The following is a 16,543-nucleotide window of genomic DNA, read 5'->3' on the forward strand; positions in this document are numbered from 1 at the left end:
TTAATTGAGTTTCTACAAATTTAATATAATTTTTTAAATATCAAAATTTTAATTTATTTTTGACAAAAAATACTTTGAAAAGAGAAATAAAAACCACGTTAGACGGAAGCAAGACATTGTATATCAATGATTTAGACGAAAACTACCATTCTCACAATGGAGCCATCCAAGAAGCAGAACATGTATTTATAAAAAATGGATTAAAAAATGTTTATGATTACGAAATCAACATTTTAGAGATGGGATTTGGCACAGGTCTTAATGCTTTAGTCACAATTAATGAATATTTGAAAAATGATAAAAATCATGTTTTTCACTATTTCACATTCGAAAAATATCCCGTAAATAATCAAGAAATCGTAGAATTGAACTATGCAAAGCATTTTACATTCGAAAATGCGCAAGAAATTTATCAAAAAATTCATGAATTAGAATGGAATAAAACACATGAAATTTTGCCAAACTTCTTCTTTACTAAATACAATTTGGACTTTTTTAAGATAAAAGAGATAAATTTACCTGCGATTAACTTAGTATATTACGATTGTTTTGGTGCAAAAGTTCAACCAGATTTATGGGAAAAACCGCTATTTGAAATCGTAAAAAGCAAAATGAAAGATGGTGGACTACTCACTACTTATTCTTCAAAAGGAAGCGTAAGAAGAATTCTGAAGGAACTTAATTTCGAAGTTACTAAATTAGAAGGTCCAAAAGGAAAACGCGAAATGATTAATGCGGTTTTAAAAGAAACAAGTTAAAAGTAAAAAGAGCCAATAAATAAAAAAAACAAAACATGATAGATAAAATTAACATAAGAGTTTACGCCATTTACATTAATGAAAATCAAGAAATAATGGCTCTAGATGAAGGTTATGCCGGACAAAAACTAATCAAATTACCTGGTGGCGGTTTAGAATTTGGCGAAGGAACCTTAGAATGCCTTCACAGAGAATTTGCAGAAGAACTTAACCTAAAAATAAATGTTCTAGAACATTTTTACACTCAAGAAGATTTCTTGGTTTCTAGATTTAGAGAAAACGAGCAATTGCTAACTATATATTATAAGGTAGATATTTTAAATCTAGACGAATTGCAGATTTTAGATGAAAGCATAGAAAAAATAAAATGGATTTCCTTACATGAAGAAAACCCATTAGAATTGCCTATTGATCAAATTGTATTTCAGAAACTGAAAGAAAAATTATTGTAGTATTTCGTCTAAAACTTTAGCCAGTCTTAATCCACCAGTTAATAATTGCTCTTCTAACAATCCTGAAAATTTATAATTATAATCATAACTGTAAACGCCATTTGGTTTGGTCTGCGTGTAGATTCTATTGGCTTTCGTGTAACTTTCATACAACCAATTTTCAAGACTTCCGCTTTGTATTTTTTGGATTTCCTCTTTAGATTTATAATCTAGCACTTTAGCAAACTCTTTATATGAATATCTTTGATAATCTACCAATTTAGTATCCCATAAACTGTGTAAATTCGTTTGGTCTCTATTGAAAGTTAACTGGATTAAATTTCCTCCTAAATCTTCAGCTCTTCCCACATGCATTGGTTGGTGCAAATCTCCCATTAAATGAACCAAAAACTTAAGCGCTACAACTTTTTCGTCTTTTGATGAATTTTTATTAGCGATAATTTCTTTTTGCTTAATAATTTGATTGTAAAGGTTGGGAGTACTAAGTTCTTTTAAAGACTTCTCAAATTCTATAAAATTCTGGTTTGGTTTTACATTCACATAATGCCAAACTTCTGTTTCTTTATAGGTATTCAGCGTATCAGATTTCACGAAATCTGGCCAGTTGGCAATATAAGCTAGATTTTGTTTTCCTATAATCTTTTTAAGCTTACGCTTAGATTTATTTGAAATGTGATTTTCTGCAATTTCTGCAATGGTTCTATGCCCAATAATTCCCCATGAGTAAGCTTCTGCAGAATATAAAATGCTTACCGTAAATAATAGTTTGAATAAAAATTTCATGTTATTTTTTTGTTTTAAAATCTCTGTAACCTTCATAAGGCTGCAAATATCCTAAATTCCAGTTAGAGTACAAAAGAGATTCTACAAAAGCGTCTTGTCTATTTGCATGCGGATCATAAGGTTCTTTAATGTCTACATCTGCAATATTTCCTTTTACATTCCACCAAAAAGCACTCCAGTTTCCACGCAATTCTTTAATGATTTCGTACACTGTTTTTCCAGTAGCTCGGTGCATTAATTTTGCAAAAATTCTACCTTCTGTAGTTGTTAAATCCCTTAATTGGGTTTCATATTGATTGGCGAGTCCTTCTTGTCTTTTCCTGATGTAAGCTCTTTTTTTCTCATCATCTATTTTAGAAAGTTCATCTTGAATATCTCTGTATTGCTCTAAAGCTGTAATGAAATAAGGATAAACTCTATTCAATTTTTTATTGAGAAAATAATAGAAATTACGGTCAAGTTGATTATTAAAATGTGGTCTTTGCATGAGAAGTAACTCATCCATCACTACTACTTTTTCTCCGTTGATTTCGTAAATTCTAGCTTTCTGCTTTTCATCATAATAAAAAACATTCCCAAAATCATCTTTTTGAAGTTTTTCTTTTGGAATATCTTTTAGTGCCTTCAATTCTATTTTTATAGTATCTTGTTGAGCCTGAAATGATAAGCTAAACAACAAAAGAAATATGGTGAAAATGTTCTGAAATTTCATTATTTTTACCTGAGTTAAAATTTAATTTTAAGTATCACAAAAATCGTTCCTTTATATGAAATTTGAAAATAAATCTTTAAAATTTTTAGAAAAATATTTGAACACTGCTTCGCCAACTGGTTTTGAGCAGAACGGACAGAAAATTTGGGCTGATTATATTAAGCCTTATGTAGACGAAATAAGAGTAGACCACTATGGAACTTGTTACGGAATCATCAATCCAGAAGCGGAATTCAAAGTAGTGATAGAAGCACATGCAGACGAAATTTCTTGGTACGTAAATTACATTTCGGATGATGGAATGATTTACGTAATCAGAAACGGAGGTTCTGACCAAATGATTGCTCCTTCTAAAATGGTACACATTCACGGAGAAAAAGGCATTGTAAAAGGTGTTTTCGGTTGGCCAGCCATTCATACCAGAAGCGCAAATCCTCATGAACCAATTCCAAAAATTGAAAATATTTTCATCGATTGCGGTTGTACATCTAAAGAAGAAGTAGAAAATTTAGGAATTTATGTAGGTTGCATGATTACTTATCCCGATGAATTTTTTGAACTCAACGACCGTTATTTCGTTTGTAGAGCGCTAGACAACAGAATGGGCGGATTTATGATTGCCGAAGTAGCGAGACTTTTAAAAGAAAACAAAAAGAAATTACCTTTCGGGTTATATATTACCAATTCTGTACAAGAAGAAGTTGGTTTATATGGAGCAACCATGATTGCACAAACTATAAAACCAAACATCGCTATCGTTACAGACGTTACTCATGACACCACTACTCCACACATCGAGAAGAAAAAAGAAGGTCACATGAAATGTGGAGACGGACCTGTAATTGCTTATGCGCCATCTGTTCATCACATCATCAGAGATTTAATCACAGATACCGCTAAGAAAAAGAAAATTCCATTCCAGAGAAATGCTTTGAGCAGAGCAACAGGAACCGATACAGATTCTTTCGCATTTTCTAACGGAGGCGTTCCTTCTGCACTGATTTCTCTACCATTAAGATACATGCACACTACGGTAGAAATGGTTGCCAAAGAAGATGTAGCCAATGTTATTAAACTCATTTATGAAACACTGCTTCAAATAAAACCAAACATGAGTTTAAAATATTTTTAACCAAAATTCATGATAACATCACGCTTTCAAGGGATTAGAACTTGGAAGCGTTTTTTATTTTAGATTTCAAAAAATTTGTATTTTAGAAAATTAAAAAAATAATGTCAGACAAATTTAAAAAATTAATAAATTCAGATTTTGGTAAAATATCCAAAGATGTTTTAGAAATGCCTTTAGATTCTTTTATTGATAATGAAACTCTAAAAAAGGTACCTTTTTTTGGAACTATTGTAAATTTATATAATTTAAGTTCTACAATAAGTGATAAAATTTTTGCAAATAAATTAATTCATTTTTTGAAAAAAATTGAAGATATTAATCCAAACATTATTCAGAGAGAAATTCAATATATTGATGATAGTAATGAATACAAACATAAAGTTGGAGAAAAAATATTGGAAATAATAAATAGAATTGATTCTGAAGAAAAACCAAAAATTATTGGAAGACTTTTTAAGAATTTTATATTGAAGAAAATAACATATATTGAATTTTTAAAGTTTTGTTATTTAATTGAACAACTTTTTTATTTTGATGTAATAAAATTGATTGATTACGATGAAAGAAATTCTCTTTTTGTTGAACAAGAGATTGAGATTTATAACTTTGGACTATGTGAAGGATTAGGTATTGGAGAATGGGGAGAAACTTCCAATGAAGAAAGAGAATATCAAGATAAAGTAAAAGCAAAAATTACTGATTTAGGAAAAAAATTAGTTGAATTTGGATTAAAAGAAACTTAAAAAAAACTATGATAAACAAAACAGTAAAAAACGTAACAGAAGCTTGTGCTGATATTCAAGACGGCGCTACCATTATGCTCGGAGGTTTCGGTTTATGCGGAATTCCTGAAAATTCTATCGCCGAACTCGTAAAAAAGGGAGTTAAAAACCTTATTTGTATTTCTAATAATGCTGGTGTAGATGATTTCGGATTGGGTTTATTATTGCAAAAAAAGCAAATCAAGAAAATGATTTCTTCTTACGTGGGCGAAAACGCTGAATTTGAGCGTCAATTGCTTTCTGGAGAATTAGAAGTTGAACTGATTCCTCAAGGCACTTTAGCAACTCGCTGTATGGCTGCAGGTTACGGAATGCCCGCAATTTTCACTCCAGCTGGTGTAGGAACCGAAGTTGCAGAAGGAAAAGAAGTGAGAAATTTTAATGGAAAAGATTATTTGTTAGAATATGCTTTTGACGCAGATTTCGCGATTGTAAAAGCTTGGAAAGGCGATACTGCAGGAAATCTCATTTATCGTTCTACCGCTAGAAATTTTAATCCAATGATGGCAATGGCTGGTAAAATTACCATAGCAGAAGTTGAAGAATTGGTAGAAGCTGGAGAACTAGACCCAGACCAAATTCACACTCCAGGAATTTATGTTCATAGAATTTTCCAAGGTGAAAATTATGAAAAGCGTATTGAACAGAGAACTGTAAGACCAAAAAAATAATAAACACATTAGATTTTAAAAAAAGTTGAAAACAAATAAGAATTTTTAAAGAACACATCAGTTGAAAATCTTTAATTTTCAAAACCTTATATGTTCTAGTTTTCATCAATTTTATCTATAATCTAATGTGACTCATGTGTTAAAATATTAAAATATGGCTTTAACAAAAGAACAAATTGCAATGAGAATTGCAAGAGAAATAAAAAACAACACGTATGTAAATTTAGGAATTGGTATTCCTACATTGGTAGCGAATTACATTCCAGAAGGTTTTAATGTAGTGCTACAATCTGAAAACGGAATTCTAGGAATGGGTCCTTTTCCTTATGAAGGTGAAGAAGATGCAGATCTTATTAATGCAGGAAAACAAACCGTTACTTTATTAAAAGGTGCATCTATTTTTGATGGCGCAACAAGTTTTGGGATGATTAGAGCTCAAAAAGTAGACTTAACGATTCTTGGCGCAATGGAAGTTTCTGAAAATGGAGACATTGCCAATTGGAAAATTCCTGGAAAAATGGTGAAAGGAATGGGCGGCGCAATGGATTTAGTTGCTTCGGCGAAGAATATCATCGTAGCCATGCAACAAGTCAATAAACATGGCGAAAGCAAACTTTTACCAGAATGTACTTTGCCTTTAACTGGAGTGAAATGTATTAAAAAAATTGTAACAGAATTAGGCGTTTACGAAGTTAAAGATGGCGCATTTCATTGCTTAGAAAGAGCTCCTGGAGTTTCTATAGACGATATCAAAAAAGCAACTGCTGGAAAATTAATCATTGATGATAATGTACCTGAAATGAAATTTTAAATATGAAAAAACTAATCACCATAATTTCTATAGTTAGTTTAATTTCTTGCAACAAAGAAGCTAGAACTGAAGCTATACCAAAAAATGAAACAGATAAAGTTATTTTAAAAGATAATGATATAAAATCTTTTTCTAGATACTCAAATGACAACAATTCCTTGATTGAGAAAATTTATTATAAAATAATAGAAAATGATCAAAATCTCACCAAATTAGATGAAGAAATAAGTAAATTAAATGATGAGAGCAGAGAATATAAAAGAAGTTTAGACGATATCTTGCAAAAGCCTGATGATTATTATAAAGATGCGAAATATAGAACTAAATTTTTAAAAGATTCTTTATTAAAAAAAGAAATCCTTAAATTAATAGAATCTAGTGAAAAGAATTTTACAAAGAATACATCTGTTCTTAAGGGGAAAATGAAACAAACTAACCTTAACACAATTTCTATAAACGAACTTTATAGTATTTATAAAATAAGGAAAACTTTACCAGCAATAGAAGATTTTCAAAAAACAATTCCAAATAATAAAAAAATCGACAGCATTATAAATGAGCAAGAAAAATTAATTCAGCAATTAAAATCCTTAAAAAACTAAAGGAACTTCAATTGAAGTTCCTTTTTTATTCTAAAATATCTGAGTAATTATCCTTTTTCAATACATGCGAAGCAAGCGAACAAAGTGGTTTCACTTTTAGGTTTTTATGCCTTGCATATTCTACAGCAGTTTTTACCAATTCTGTGGCAATTCCCTTACCAGAATGTTTTTTATCTACTTCAGTATGAGTAATTTTCATTACTCCATTTACAATATTAAAATCGATATGCCCGATTTTATGCCCTTCTTCAGATACTTCGAATCCTTTGACCAATTTACTAAATTCCATTTATGTTTTTTTGCTAAATATAGAAAATTATTTTTTCCGCACCAATTCTTTTCTCACTCTACTTAAACTTTCTGGTGTAATTCCTAAATAAGACGCCACCATCCATTGTGGAACTCTTTCAAAAATATTAGGATAAGTTTTCAAAAAATCCACATATCTTTCTTCTGCAGTGGCTCCCAATAATTGGGTAATCCTTCTCTGCAGACTGCTTACATGTTTGTGCAAAAGAACATTCTGTTTCGCAATAACTGAAGGTTGATTTTCCGCTAAAAAATCAAAATATTCTGGCGAAAGCACCAAAACTTCTGAAGGTTCTACCGCATCTATGTAATAATCTGAAGGTTGATTAAGATAAAGACTACTTCGGTCTACTAAAATCCAGTTTTCTGGAGCAAAATGCAAGATGTGTTCTTTACCATTTTTATCAATGCTATACATTCTTAGTAAGCCTTTATTCACAAAAAATGTATCATTACATACTTCGCCGGGTTGTAAGAAAAACTCGCCTTTTTGCACATTTTTAACTTTGATTTTCTCACTACAAAACTGTACGATTTCTATAGGAGCATCAAGTAATCTAGAAATTTGAAATTGAAAATTTTCCAATTGTTTTGTTTTTATAATGCTAAGATAAGACTTAAATCAATATTATCATGTGAAGCATGATGAATAACTTGACCATTTTCTATCACTACAATTTGTGGACTCTGATGAACCACCGAAAATTTTTGGGCAATTTCATTAGAAATACCGCGATGGTTTAATAAATCTAAATAATAAAATTTTGGCAAGTCAACAGATTCTAACTCTATTTGTCTTTCAAAATTTCTAAGAACTGTTTTGCTAATCATGCATCTGGTAGAATGTTTGAAAATCACTACTTTTCCTAGTTTTGATGCTTCTATTGCAGTTTCTAAATCTTCTGAAGACTCTATTTCGTTCCAAAACTCTTTCAGAGAAGAACCATTAGAATTTCCGCCAAATAAATTGTCAAAAATACTCATACATTAAATTGTTTTAAATGATGATGAAGATGTTTATACTCTAAAAATCCCCAGTCAAATTTCGTCATTTTCCCGAATAATTGGTGAGTTTTGGGTAAATTATTTTGTGAAGCATTCCAAACATATTCATCTAAAGTTGTCAATAAATATTTTTTACTTTCTAGAAAATCGCAGGTTTCGTTTACTATCACTTCTTTGAAAGTAGGCATATTATGTGGAATTCCATTATTGAAAATTCTGAGCTCGTACTTGGTTGCTACTCCAATAAGCCGAATTAGAAAATGAGGATGTCTTAGTTGTAAATTTTTATTGGGAACTTCTAGAATTTTAGCACAATGAACCATCATTTGTGAGACATTCATGCTTCCCCATTTTCTAGGAGAATTCTCATGTAGAAGATGTATTCTATTGATGATTTCGTTTACGTCTGAAAGATTGTGTAAAGATTTTCTCACTTTTTTTTAACGCAAAACAATAAAAAAGAGCGTTATAAAACGCTCTACAATTTCTTTATTTTCTTACAACATTTTCAGGTTGTTGACTTCTAAATCTGTAAGAATTCGCCAGTAGCCTCGTTTTACATTTTTCTTGGTAAGTCCTGCAAACATTACTCTGTCTAGTGCTTCTACTTCGTAGCCCATTTTCTGGAAAATTCTACGAACTACTCTATTCCAACCAATGTGGATTTCTATTCCCACCTCATTTTTAGGTTTTCCATCGATGTAAGAAATCGCATCTACTTCTGCTACACCTTCTTCTAATCTAATTCCGTCTGCAATAACTTGCATATCCTCTTTAGAGATTTTTCTATCAAGCGTTACGTGATAGATTTTTTTCATGTTAAAAGATGGATGCGTCAATTTTTTAGTCATGTGTCCATCATTCGTCAATAGAATAACTCCAGTAGTACTTCTGTCTAATCTACCAACAGGAAATAAACGATATGGCGAAGCATTTGCCACTAAATCCATTACGGTTTTGCGCATTTTTTCGTCCTTAGTTGTAGAAATATAACCTTTTGGTTTATTTAACAAAACATACACTGGTTTTTCTGGTGTAATTCCTTGTCCGTCAAAAACTACTCTATCAGTTTTTTGTACTTGGTAACCTAATTCTGAAATTACTTTACCATTAACTTCTACCAAACCTTGAGTAATCAATTCATCTGCTTCTCTTCTGCTACAAATTCCAGAATTGGCAATATATTTATTTAAACGAATGGTTTCTTTGTTCTCAGATTTTGCTAGTTTTTCTAGACGTCTTTTTTGAACGAAAGATTTTGCTTTGTCTTCGTCTTTTTCGAATTTTTTGAAAGGCTTTTTGCTTAACTTCAGATCACCTTTTACATATTTCTCTCTAGAATCAAAAGTTTTCTCGCCCCCTCTTTTTGGAGTGTCAGTTCCTCTTGTTCTCTTTGGTTTATCAAATGAAGGTTTTGAGCTTTTAGGTGAGGAAGGTCTCCTCTCAGAATTTCTATTGTTACTTTTGCCTGAATTTCTTTCTCTGCTCATAAATAATAAATTTTTGCAAAGGTACAAAAATAAGTTTTAACATTTTTGTCATAAATCATTATGATTTTTCACCCAAAAAAAGAATTTAATCAAACTAATACTTAATTTTGAAATCTTAAAAATATCTATGCATTCTAAAAATAATGTAATTATTACACCAGTCAAAAATAATGTATCACTATACAAAATTACCAATAAAAATGGTATAGAAATAAATATCACTAATTATGGTGCAACACTACTTTCGCTCTATGTTCCTACCAAAAATGGTAAAATAGACGTCGTTTTAGGGTTTCATTCGGTTGATGAGTATATTAAAGCTTTCGAAATAGGTGCTTCTCCTTATTTTAATGCAGTGGTAGGAAGATTTGCTGGAAGAATTAAAAACGCTCAATTTCAACTGAACGGAAAAACCATTCAATTAGACCAAAATCACGGGAAACACCATTTACACGGCGGGAAACACCAATTAAGTAACGTCGCTTGGAATTTTGAAAACTACAACGAAGAAACCAATACACTAACTTTTTCTTATTTCAGTAAAGCCAACGAATTTTATCCTGGAGATGTTACCATAGAAGTAGTTTATACTTTAACAGATGAAAACGAATTAAATATAAAATATAAAGCAACTACTACAGAAGACACTCTTCTAAACCTTACCAATCACGCTTATTTTAACCTTGATGGAATTTCTGGAAATACTCTTGACCAAAAATTACAAATCAATGCTGAAAAATTCTTAGAATTAGACGATGAAAACATTCCTACAGGAAATTTTATTCCTATGGAAAACCACGCATTTGATTTCAGAAGTTCTAAAAATGTAGTGGCTGGAATAGACCATTGTTTTGTTTTAAAGAACAATAAAGAACCTGCAGCTATTTTAGAAAGTGTGAAAAATGGTTTAACCATGAAGGTTTACACAGACCAACCTGCGGTACAGATTTACGTAGGCGGAAAAACTTCTGATGAACTTCAAAATAAAGAATCTGTAGAATATCACACAGAAAGCGGAATTTGTTTTGAAACTCAAGTCTTTCCAGATGCTCCTAATCACGAAGATTTCCCGAATGCTATTTTAAGAAAAGGCGAAACATACCAACAAAATACAACCTTCCAATTTATAATTTCTTAGAAAATGAAAAAGTTAATTTTCTGTTTTTTAACATTAGCACTCATTTCTTGTAGTTCTGGCGGCGATAATCCAGAACCTACTCCTACTCCAATTCCTACAGAAGATAGTTTTATTAGAGCTGCAGATTTATCATTTTTACCAGAAATAGAAGCAGCAGGAGTTTCTTTTAAGTACAATAATACTGTGCAAGACCCATTACTTACTTTAAAAAATGCTGGAGTAAATTACATTAGAATTCGTCTTTGGAACAATCCTAGTAACGGACATTCTAATTTATCTGAAGTAAAACAACTGGCAACTAAAGTTAGAACCCACGGAATGAAAGTTTGGCTCACCGTTCATTATTCTGATACTTGGGCAGATCCAGGCAATCAAACGAAGCCTGTAGCTTGGCAAAATTTAAATTTTTCTGATTTAAAATCTGCTGTAAGCTTTTATACTAAACAAGTAGTCACCGAAATAAAACCCGAAATCATACAAATAGGAAATGAAACCAATGATGGATTTCTATGGCCAGAAGGAAAACTTTCTACCAATGAAACTCAATATTTAGAATTAACAAATACTGCTATTTCAAGCGTGAAAACCGCCAATAGTGCTACTAAAATTATGTTGCATTTTGCGGGAAATTCTAGTTCAGCAGATTGGTATTTTAATAAAGTGAAAAACCTAAATTATGATTACATTGGCATTTCTTATTATCCCGTTTATCATGGAACGTCTTTAACTGATTTAAAAACCAAGCTCACTACACTAAGCCAAACGTATAACAAAAAAATCATTTTAGCAGAAACCTCTTATCCTTTTACACTAAGTTGGAATGATTGGACCAATAATGTGGTGGGACAAAGCAATCAATTGGTTGCAGGTTATGACGCTACTGCTTCTGGTCAAAAAAATTATATTCTCGCCATCAAATCATTGGTAAAATCAGTTCCGAATGGTACTGGATTCTGTTATTGGGGAGGAGAATGGATTGCCTTCAAAGGAAATCAAGCAACCAATGGCTCTACTTGGGAAAATCAAGCACTTTGGGATTTTAATCATAACGCTTTAGAAGCTATTCAAGCATTTAATAAAGATTAAAACCTTTCAAAAATGCCATTGATCAACATGAAAATTACGCCAACAAAAACCCAAATTCTAAAGAAATTGATTACCCAAAATAATTTAGATTTTTGATAAGTAAGAATAGGAAAACTCATCATTACGAAAAAAAGAATACTTAATGAAAAGTAACCTAACATATAATTGGTTTTCGGGATGAAGAAAAGCAACAGAATAGATACCAAAACATTTGCAAAAATCACAAATCCGATGACAATATAACTCACTTTTTTTTCGAAAAAATTGGCAATTGTATTATAGCCAAAAACTCTATCTACATTTCTGGTCAATACATCTTTAATCAAATCAATGGTCAACATAATTAAAAATAAAAATGCTGCCATTAAAAATAATTTATACGAAAAATGCTTATAGTAAACTAATAATCCAAAAAATGGATATAGTGTCAAGCTAACAAAAGTAAGATTATTAATAATGAGCATTTTGCTCAATTTATGACTGTAAAACCAAATAATAAATTGATAAATCAAGAAAAAAATAAGAATTCTCCAAGAAAGCATTGCAGAAATTCCCAATGAAAAAATATTGAGAATTATATAACTGTACAAGAAATATTTTTCCTTTAAGAAACTTTGTAATCTGCTTCTAAATGGCTTTTCTACTTCGTCTTTTTCCTTGTCATAAAAACGGTTGATAATTCCGCCTGCTGCAATACTCAGCATCGCACAGAGAATGATTCCATGAACTTTATAATCGAAAACAAATTTTCTGAGACTTTCTTCTTGGTTAAAAAGAAAAAAAGTAGAAACATACAGCGTAAATGTGAACAATGCCAATACAAAAATCCTTGCTCCTAAAAGCAAACTCACCAATTGAGATAAACGATGAAGAATGGGATTGTTACTCATTAGATTTGAGATTTTAGATGTCAGATTTCAGAGAAAAAATTTGAAAATTTCAGACTTCTTTACAAAAATCTTAAAATCTATAAATCACTTCTTTGTTGAAGCCTTCTAGCATTTTGTCGGCTTTTTCATAATCTTTAGCGAAACCAAGAATATAACCGCCGCCTCCACTTCCGCAGAGTTTTAAGTAATAAGCATTGGTATCAAGACCTTTTTTCCAAGCGTTGTAAAGATTGGTAGGAATCATCGGTTTAAAATGAACATAAGCCCATTTAGAAAGGTCTTTCAAGTGTTTGAAAAACGGAGTCATTTCTTTGTTCAAGAAAGTATCAATACAAGCATTATTGTACTTAATGAATTCTTCTTTCAACGTCTTTCTGAAACCTTCATTTTTTAATTTTTCGAAGAAAATTTGGACCATTGGTCCAGTTTCGCCTACAGAACCAGAATCTATCAAGAAAATTGCACCTTTTCCAGCTTCTTCTTTTGGAATAGAAACTTTGTCTACACTTTCTTTGTTTTCAATTAAAATCGGAAGGTTCATGTAGCAAATCAATGGGTCAATTCCAGAAGATTTACCATGAAAATAAGACTCTAATTCTCCGAAAACTTTTTTCAAATCTTTTAATTGATTTTTAGAAATCTCTTCGGGATTATATTTAATGAAAGAATATTTTTCGAAAATTGCTGCTACCAAAGCTCCAGAACTTCCTACGCCATAACCTTGTGGAATATTAGAATCAAAAAACAATCCTTTTTCGATATCTTTTTTGAAGGCTTCTACATTAATTTTAAAAGCTTCAGGAAGACTTAATTTAGATAAATATTGAGCGTATTTAGATAGAGATTCGTTTGATTTTTTCTCGAAATCAGATTGATTTTCAGAAAATTTAAGCGTGCCTTTGTAGAAACTGTACGGTAAGGTTAAACCTTGAGAATCTTCTATGATTCCGTACTCTCCGAAAAGCAATATTTTAGCGTAAAATAACGGGTTCGTCATTAATCTATTCTATGTTTGATAATGCAAAGATAATAAAAAATCTTTTTCTATGTAAAGATACTGATTATCAATAAAATCAATCAGAAATTACAACTGATTTTGCTCATCTGCTTCTTCCATCAATTTAAGATAAGTAATATATCTGCTTTCTAGAATTTCGCCGGTTTCTAAGGCTTCTAAAACGGCACATTTTGGCTCGTTGATGTGTTTACAATTATGAAACTTACACTCTCTTCCTTTTTCAAAAATTTCCGGGAAATAATGTTGAATTTCTTCTTTTTCTACATCTATCATTGCAAATTCACGAACTCCAGGTGTGTCTATTACTGCACCACCAAAATGCCAAAAATGCATTTGAGCAAAAGTAGTGGTGTGCTTTCCTTTGTTGTGCGTTTCAGAAATTTCGTTGGTTTTCAATTTCAAATCAGGTTGAAGTGCATTTGCCAAAGTAGATTTTCCAGCACCAGAATGACCAAAGAAAACGCAAGTTTTATCTTTTAAAATTTCTTGAAGTTTATCTAAATTGAGTTTTTCAGCAGAAGAAACTTGCAACGTTTGATAACCTAAATTTTCGTACATGGCTTGCAATTCCTCAACCAATTCTACTTCTTCGAAATTCAATAAATCTATTTTGTTAAAAAGAATGAGAACGGGAATATTATACGCTTCGCAACACGCTAAAAATCGGTCTAAAAATCCTAAAGACGTTTCTGGAGATTGCAAGGTGAAAATAATACACGCCAAATCGAGATTACTCGCAATAATGTGCGCTTCTTTAGATAAATTCACGGATTTCCTGATAAGATAATTTTTGCGAGGTTCTATTTTGGTAATCCACGCAATATCATCTTGCTCCAATTGAAATTCTACAAAATCACCCACAGCCAAAGGATTGGTGAGTCTAGTTTTGATCAATTTAAATTTCCCACGAATTCTCGCCTCGAAAACTTGCCTAGTTTCCAAATCTAAAACTTGATACCAACTTCCTGTAGATTTTGTGATGAGTCCTTTCAAAACTAATTTCTTTTGTGCAATTTACGAAATCTTCTTACAATAAAAAAACACGCTTTTCAGCGTGTTCAATAAATTTTAATCTCCAAAAATCCTATACCAATTATTATCAATTTTCCAGTTTCTTTCTGGGTCATTTTTTATTTTTTCATTATAATATTTTATATTTTGGTCATCTTCAGTATAAATTAAGTATGTAGAAGGTGAATCAAAGAAATTTCTAAAAACCCAAAATTTTACAGTGTATTTTTGATTGGTTTTATTTTTAGAAATCCATATATCATTTCCTCCGTTAGAAACAACTGGAAACTCAAAAGGAAGTTCACAAACTACATTATTCCAACTAACATTAGATTTTAAAATTCCCTTTTTTACATCAGAAACAATATCTTTACGTTTCTCTTTTAAAATAATCCAATCTAGTTTTTCTATAAATAAATTTGGAATACCATAAAATTTATAAAAAGAGAAAAATGTGATTAATGAAACTGAAATAAAAATTACAATTCTTTGTCTTGAAATATTCTTTCGCTCTTTAAAAATTTTAATCATTTGAATTAAAACAATTACAAGTAAGACTAAAACATTTAATAACCAAACAAGTGGAAGAATAAAATATGGCATGTAATAATAGTTTATTAAGATTAGAAAAATCCAAACTATAATTAGAATTTTTAATTTTTTATGCTTCATTTTAGAAGTTTTTGGAATAAATGTTTTTGGAAATTTACGAAATCTTCTCACAATAAAAAAAACACGCTTTTCAGCGTGTTTTGTTGTTATTTATCAATCATGATATTATTTTGAACTTCAATGGATTCTTCATGAATCGCTTTGAAAACTTTTTCTATAAAATCTTTGCCCATTCCAGATTCTTCGGCTCTTGCAGAGGCATATTCTGCAATCACTTTCCAACGGTCTGGCTGGAAAATCGCGATGTTATTCTCTTTCTTCAACGCTCCAATTTTTTCAGAAATTTTCATTCTGTTTGATAATAATTCTATTAATTGGAAGTCGATATCAGAAATTAAAGCTCTGTGTTTGCCCATTTCTTCATCAAATCCTGAAATATCAGAGTTTCTGATTTGTAGATTTCCTAACATTTCAGCCAAAACTTCTGGCGTAATTTGTTGAGCTGCATCACTCCAAGCTGCATCAGGATTGCAGTGAGATTCTATCATCGCTCCTTCGTAACCTACGTTAAATGCTTCCTGAGTAACATCTGAAAGCAAATCTCTTCTACCACAAATGTGAGAAGGGTCTACAAACATTGGAATATTTGGATATTGGTGTTTAAAATCTAATGCGATTTGCCAATTGGGTAAATTTCTATATTTTGTTTTTTGATAAGATGAAAATCCTCTGTGAATAACGCCTAAGTTTTTCACATCTTGACCTAAAAGTCTTTCTAAAGCACCAATCCAAAGTGCTAAATCTGGATTTACCGGATTTTTCACCAAAACAGGTTTATTGGTTCCTTTTAATGCCACAGCAATTTCTTGAACGGTAAAAGGATTTACGGTAGAACGCGCTCCAATCCAAAGAATATCTACATCTGCTTCTAGAGCTGCATAAACGTGATGTGCATTGGCAACTTCGGTTGCTGTTTTAAAACCAAACTCGTCTTTTACTTTTTTAAGCCAATTAAGACCGATAACTCCTACTCCTTCGAAACCATTTGGTTTGGTTCTTGGCTTCCAAATTCCTGCTCTAAAAACGGGAACTTCTGCACCACTATCTTTCAATCTTTGTGCAGTTTCCATCATTTGTGCTTCTGATTCTGCACTACAAGGTCCTGCTATAATTAATGGTTTCGGGAACTCATTAATCCAATCGTTTTGTAAATCTTTTAAATTCATACTTCGTGATTCTTACAACTTTTATAAAATACAGAACACGCAAAAAGCGTGTTCA

The 16,543-nt window shown here is 31.2% G+C and carries 21 protein-coding genes; 9 read left to right on the forward strand and 12 right to left on the reverse strand.

Annotation, left to right across the window (positions count from 1 at the left end; translation table 11 throughout):
• Positions 1-74 precede the first annotated feature (74 nt).
• A complete protein-coding gene (gene mnmD, locus C3729_RS08030) occupies positions 75-758 on the forward strand; it encodes a tRNA (5-methylaminomethyl-2-thiouridine)(34)-methyltransferase MnmD (RefSeq protein ID WP_104793825.1) in 684 nt (227 codons plus the stop codon).
• Positions 759-793: 35 nt separating this feature from the next.
• Positions 794-1,210, forward strand: a complete 417-nt coding sequence (locus C3729_RS08035) for an NUDIX hydrolase (protein ID WP_104793691.1) — start codon at positions 794-796, stop codon at positions 1,208-1,210.
• On the opposite strand, the gene C3729_RS08040 is transcribed toward C3729_RS08035, so the two are convergent.
• The gene (locus C3729_RS08040) at positions 1,202-1,993 is read right to left on the reverse strand and encodes a S1/P1 nuclease (RefSeq protein ID WP_104793826.1); all 792 of its coding nucleotides are present in this window, start codon (positions 1,991-1,993) and stop codon (positions 1,202-1,204) included. The genes C3729_RS08035 and C3729_RS08040 overlap by 9 nt on opposite strands.
• A gap of 1 nt (position 1,994) precedes the next feature.
• Positions 1,995-2,705, reverse strand: coding sequence for a DUF4294 domain-containing protein (locus tag C3729_RS08045; protein WP_104793692.1), 711 nt, complete (start codon positions 2,703-2,705; stop codon positions 1,995-1,997).
• Positions 2,706-2,760: 55 nt separating this feature from the next.
• Here C3729_RS08045 and C3729_RS08050 point away from each other — a divergent pair, with 55 nt between their 5' ends.
• The 5 genes from C3729_RS08050 to C3729_RS08070 all read left to right on the forward strand — a co-directional run bounded on the left by C3729_RS08050 (position 2,761) and on the right by C3729_RS08070 (position 6,703).
• A complete protein-coding gene (locus C3729_RS08050) occupies positions 2,761-3,837 on the forward strand; it encodes a M42 family metallopeptidase (protein ID WP_104793693.1) in 1,077 nt (358 codons plus the stop codon).
• A gap of 101 nt (positions 3,838-3,938) precedes the next feature.
• Complete coding sequence (locus C3729_RS08055) at positions 3,939-4,580, forward strand: hypothetical protein (protein ID WP_104793694.1); 642 nt, start codon at positions 3,939-3,941, stop codon at positions 4,578-4,580.
• Between the two features lie 8 nt (positions 4,581-4,588).
• Positions 4,589-5,290 carry a CoA transferase subunit A gene (locus C3729_RS08060; protein ID WP_104793695.1) on the forward strand — a complete coding sequence of 234 codons (702 nt, stop codon included), beginning with the start codon at positions 4,589-4,591 and terminating at the stop codon, positions 5,288-5,290.
• 154 nt (positions 5,291-5,444) lie between these two features.
• Entirely contained in the window at positions 5,445-6,101 is a 657-nt protein-coding gene (locus tag C3729_RS08065) for a 3-oxoacid CoA-transferase subunit B (protein WP_104793696.1), read from the forward strand.
• 2 nt (positions 6,102-6,103) lie between these two features.
• Positions 6,104-6,703 (forward strand): hypothetical protein, encoded by a 600-nt coding sequence (locus C3729_RS08070; RefSeq protein ID WP_104793697.1) that lies wholly within the window; start codon positions 6,104-6,106, stop codon positions 6,701-6,703.
• A 25-nt stretch (positions 6,704-6,728) separates the two neighbouring features.
• Here the strand turns inward: C3729_RS08070 and C3729_RS08075 are convergent, their stop codons facing one another.
• From C3729_RS08075 to C3729_RS08095, 5 genes are all read right to left on the reverse strand, one after another.
• A complete protein-coding gene (locus tag C3729_RS08075; RefSeq protein WP_104793698.1) occupies positions 6,729-6,992 on the reverse strand; it encodes a GNAT family N-acetyltransferase in 264 nt (87 codons plus the stop codon).
• A gap of 27 nt (positions 6,993-7,019) precedes the next feature.
• A complete protein-coding gene (locus C3729_RS08080) occupies positions 7,020-7,598 on the reverse strand; it encodes a Crp/Fnr family transcriptional regulator (protein WP_104793699.1) in 579 nt (192 codons plus the stop codon).
• 11 nt (positions 7,599-7,609) lie between these two features.
• The gene (gene ytxJ, locus C3729_RS08085; protein ID WP_104793700.1) at positions 7,610-7,996 is read right to left on the reverse strand and encodes a bacillithiol system redox-active protein YtxJ; all 387 of its coding nucleotides are present in this window, start codon (positions 7,994-7,996) and stop codon (positions 7,610-7,612) included.
• Complete coding sequence (locus C3729_RS08090; RefSeq protein ID WP_104793701.1) at positions 7,993-8,451, reverse strand: DUF1569 domain-containing protein; 459 nt, start codon at positions 8,449-8,451, stop codon at positions 7,993-7,995. Before C3729_RS08090 ends, ytxJ begins: the two co-directional genes overlap by 4 nt.
• A 63-nt stretch (positions 8,452-8,514) precedes the next feature.
• Positions 8,515-9,507, reverse strand: coding sequence for a pseudouridine synthase (locus C3729_RS08095; RefSeq protein WP_104793702.1), 993 nt, complete (start codon positions 9,505-9,507; stop codon positions 8,515-8,517).
• A 127-nt stretch (positions 9,508-9,634) separates the two neighbouring features.
• Between C3729_RS08095 and C3729_RS08100 the strand changes: the two genes are divergently transcribed.
• Entirely contained in the window at positions 9,635-10,645 is a 1,011-nt protein-coding gene (locus tag C3729_RS08100; protein ID WP_104793703.1) for an aldose epimerase family protein, read from the forward strand.
• Between the two features lie 3 nt (positions 10,646-10,648).
• Positions 10,649-11,731: an arabinogalactan endo-beta-1,4-galactanase gene (locus tag C3729_RS08105; protein ID WP_104793704.1), complete on the forward strand. Its 1,083-nt coding sequence runs from the start codon at positions 10,649-10,651 to the stop codon at positions 11,729-11,731.
• Here C3729_RS08105 and C3729_RS08110 read toward each other — a convergent pair.
• The 5 genes from C3729_RS08110 to C3729_RS08130 form a co-directional block, all read right to left on the reverse strand.
• Entirely contained in the window at positions 11,728-12,621 is an 894-nt protein-coding gene (locus C3729_RS08110; RefSeq protein WP_104793705.1) for a UbiA family prenyltransferase, read from the reverse strand. The genes C3729_RS08105 and C3729_RS08110 overlap by 4 nt on opposite strands.
• A 70-nt stretch (positions 12,622-12,691) precedes the next feature.
• Entirely contained in the window at positions 12,692-13,618 is a 927-nt protein-coding gene (locus C3729_RS08115) for a mevalonate kinase (protein WP_104793706.1), read from the reverse strand.
• A gap of 87 nt (positions 13,619-13,705) precedes the next feature.
• Positions 13,706-14,632 (reverse strand): ribosome small subunit-dependent GTPase A, encoded by a 927-nt coding sequence (gene rsgA, locus C3729_RS08120; protein ID WP_104793707.1) that lies wholly within the window; start codon positions 14,630-14,632, stop codon positions 13,706-13,708.
• 75 nt (positions 14,633-14,707) lie between these two features.
• Positions 14,708-15,181: a hypothetical protein gene (locus C3729_RS08125; protein WP_133159962.1), complete on the reverse strand. Its 474-nt coding sequence runs from the start codon at positions 15,179-15,181 to the stop codon at positions 14,708-14,710.
• Positions 15,182-15,408: 227 nt separating this feature from the next.
• Positions 15,409-16,488, reverse strand: a complete 1,080-nt coding sequence (locus C3729_RS08130; RefSeq protein ID WP_104793709.1) for a chorismate mutase — start codon at positions 16,486-16,488, stop codon at positions 15,409-15,411.
• Between the last annotated feature and the right edge of the window lie 55 nt (positions 16,489-16,543).

This window comes from Cloacibacterium normanense (genome assembly GCF_002943105.1).
Taxonomy (GTDB): domain Bacteria; phylum Bacteroidota; class Bacteroidia; order Flavobacteriales; family Weeksellaceae; genus Cloacibacterium.

Coding starts and splice junctions, on each gene's coding strand:
- C3729_RS08035 (WP_104793691.1), top strand. CDS start 794: ATGATAGATAAAATTAACATAAGAGTTTACGCCATTTACATTAATGAA.
- C3729_RS08040 (WP_104793826.1), bottom strand. CDS start 1,993: ATGAAATTTTTATTCAAACTATTATTTACGGTAAGCATTTTATATTCT.
- C3729_RS08045 (WP_104793692.1), bottom strand. CDS start 2,705: ATGAAATTTCAGAACATTTTCACCATATTTCTTTTGTTGTTTAGCTTA.
- C3729_RS08050 (WP_104793693.1), top strand. CDS start 2,761: ATGAAATTTGAAAATAAATCTTTAAAATTTTTAGAAAAATATTTGAAC.
- C3729_RS08055 (WP_104793694.1), top strand. CDS start 3,939: ATGTCAGACAAATTTAAAAAATTAATAAATTCAGATTTTGGTAAAATA.
- C3729_RS08060 (WP_104793695.1), top strand. CDS start 4,589: ATGATAAACAAAACAGTAAAAAACGTAACAGAAGCTTGTGCTGATATT.
- C3729_RS08065 (WP_104793696.1), top strand. CDS start 5,445: ATGGCTTTAACAAAAGAACAAATTGCAATGAGAATTGCAAGAGAAATA.
- C3729_RS08070 (WP_104793697.1), top strand. CDS start 6,104: ATGAAAAAACTAATCACCATAATTTCTATAGTTAGTTTAATTTCTTGC.
- C3729_RS08075 (WP_104793698.1), bottom strand. CDS start 6,992: ATGGAATTTAGTAAATTGGTCAAAGGATTCGAAGTATCTGAAGAAGGG.
- ytxJ (WP_104793700.1), bottom strand. CDS start 7,996: ATGAGTATTTTTGACAATTTATTTGGCGGAAATTCTAATGGTTCTTCT.
- C3729_RS08095 (WP_104793702.1), bottom strand. CDS start 9,507: ATGAGCAGAGAAAGAAATTCAGGCAAAAGTAACAATAGAAATTCTGAG.
- C3729_RS08100 (WP_104793703.1), top strand. CDS start 9,635: ATGCATTCTAAAAATAATGTAATTATTACACCAGTCAAAAATAATGTA.
- C3729_RS08105 (WP_104793704.1), top strand. CDS start 10,649: ATGAAAAAGTTAATTTTCTGTTTTTTAACATTAGCACTCATTTCTTGT.
- C3729_RS08110 (WP_104793705.1), bottom strand. CDS start 12,621: ATGAGTAACAATCCCATTCTTCATCGTTTATCTCAATTGGTGAGTTTG.
- C3729_RS08115 (WP_104793706.1), bottom strand. CDS start 13,618: ATGACGAACCCGTTATTTTACGCTAAAATATTGCTTTTCGGAGAGTAC.
- C3729_RS08125 (WP_133159962.1), bottom strand. CDS start 15,181: ATGATTAAAATTTTTAAAGAGCGAAAGAATATTTCAAGACAAAGAATT.
- C3729_RS08130 (WP_104793709.1), bottom strand. CDS start 16,488: ATGAATTTAAAAGATTTACAAAACGATTGGATTAATGAGTTCCCGAAA.